We start from the raw sequence: 1,071 nt of genomic DNA on the forward strand, positions 1-1,071 counted from the left end.
TTATTGATGCGTGAATAAGCTTATAATAATTGTATTTTGCTGTTAGTATGGCAAAATACAAACACTCAGACTACGAAGTACTTCGCCGACGCTGTGTCGAACTCGATCAGGCTGGCTGGAAGCAAGGCTCTATCGCTCAGGCCTTAGGTTTAACTCAAGGTTGGGTTAGTCAAACCTTAAAGAAATACCGACAGCAAGGCGTAACAGCCTTGCAATGGCGAAAACCTACTGGCGCACCGACTCGGTTAACAACTGACCAACTACAGCAACTCGTCGATGAACTCAATAAAGGCGCCGTACATCATGGATTTGCGGGAGCAATTTGGACAAGGCCTCGTGTCAATGAGATCATCAGAAAGCTGTTTGGTGTCAGTTATGACCCCTCCCAAGTTGGACGATTACTCAAAAAGATGGGATGGACGCGCCAGAAACCACAGGCCAAAGCTCGGCAGCAAGATTCCTTGGCGGTGGCACAATGGCGGGATGATCGCTTACATGAACTCAAAAAAAGCCAAGGATGAACAGCGGGTCATTTTATATGTTGATGAGTCAGCTTGCTATCTGTTACCTTTATTAGCCCACACTTGGGCTCCGCGTAGTCAGACACCCCTACTTATTGAGCAGGCGGGTCGAACCCATCTTAGCTTAATTGCTGCCATTGCCCCGAATGGTCGTCTGTGTGTGGCTGGTCAGAATCAGCCCTTTACCAGTGAGGATATCGTTTGGTTTCTGAATAAACTTTGTGGTCGCTATGGCAAACGAAACCTCTTAGTGATCTGGGACGGTGCAGCTATCCATCGAAGTGAGGCCGTCAAAACCTTGTTGAAAGAAAAAACGGGGCGAATTCACTTAGAGCGCTTACCTGCTTACAGTCCCGAACTGAATCCAGTCGAGTTGGTATGGAGTCACCTAAAGCGTAGCCTGAAAAATCAGGTGTTCACCAACTTAGAAGAGTTGACCACCGCAGTCCTTGAAGAAATAAAACGTTTGGAGAAAAATCCAAAATTGGTGCAAGCCTTCTTCCACAAAAAAGAGATAGGCTTCATTACAAGTTAATTCACAGGCCTATAA

The 1,071-nt window shown here is 46.4% G+C and carries 2 protein-coding genes; both read left to right on the forward strand.

Features of this window, described 5'->3' with window-relative positions; translation table 11 throughout:
* The first annotated feature begins 47 nt into the window (after positions 1–47).
* Complete coding sequence (locus ACYVIY_RS28610) at positions 48–521, forward strand: winged helix-turn-helix domain-containing protein (protein WP_460980095.1); 474 nt, start codon at positions 48–50, stop codon at positions 519–521.
* A complete protein-coding gene (locus tag ACYVIY_RS28615; protein ID WP_460980096.1) occupies positions 496–1,056 on the forward strand; it encodes an IS630 family transposase in 561 nt (186 codons plus the stop codon). Before ACYVIY_RS28610 ends, ACYVIY_RS28615 begins: the two co-directional genes overlap by 26 nt.
* The last annotated feature ends 15 nt before the right edge of the window (positions 1,057–1,071 follow it).

The sequence above is a fragment of the Spirosoma knui genome (genome assembly GCF_054780635.1).

Coding starts and splice junctions, on each gene's coding strand:
- ACYVIY_RS28610 (WP_460980095.1), top strand. CDS start 48: ATGGCAAAATACAAACACTCAGACTACGAAGTACTTCGCCGACGCTGT.
- ACYVIY_RS28615 (WP_460980096.1), top strand. CDS start 496: ATGAACTCAAAAAAAGCCAAGGATGAACAGCGGGTCATTTTATATGTT.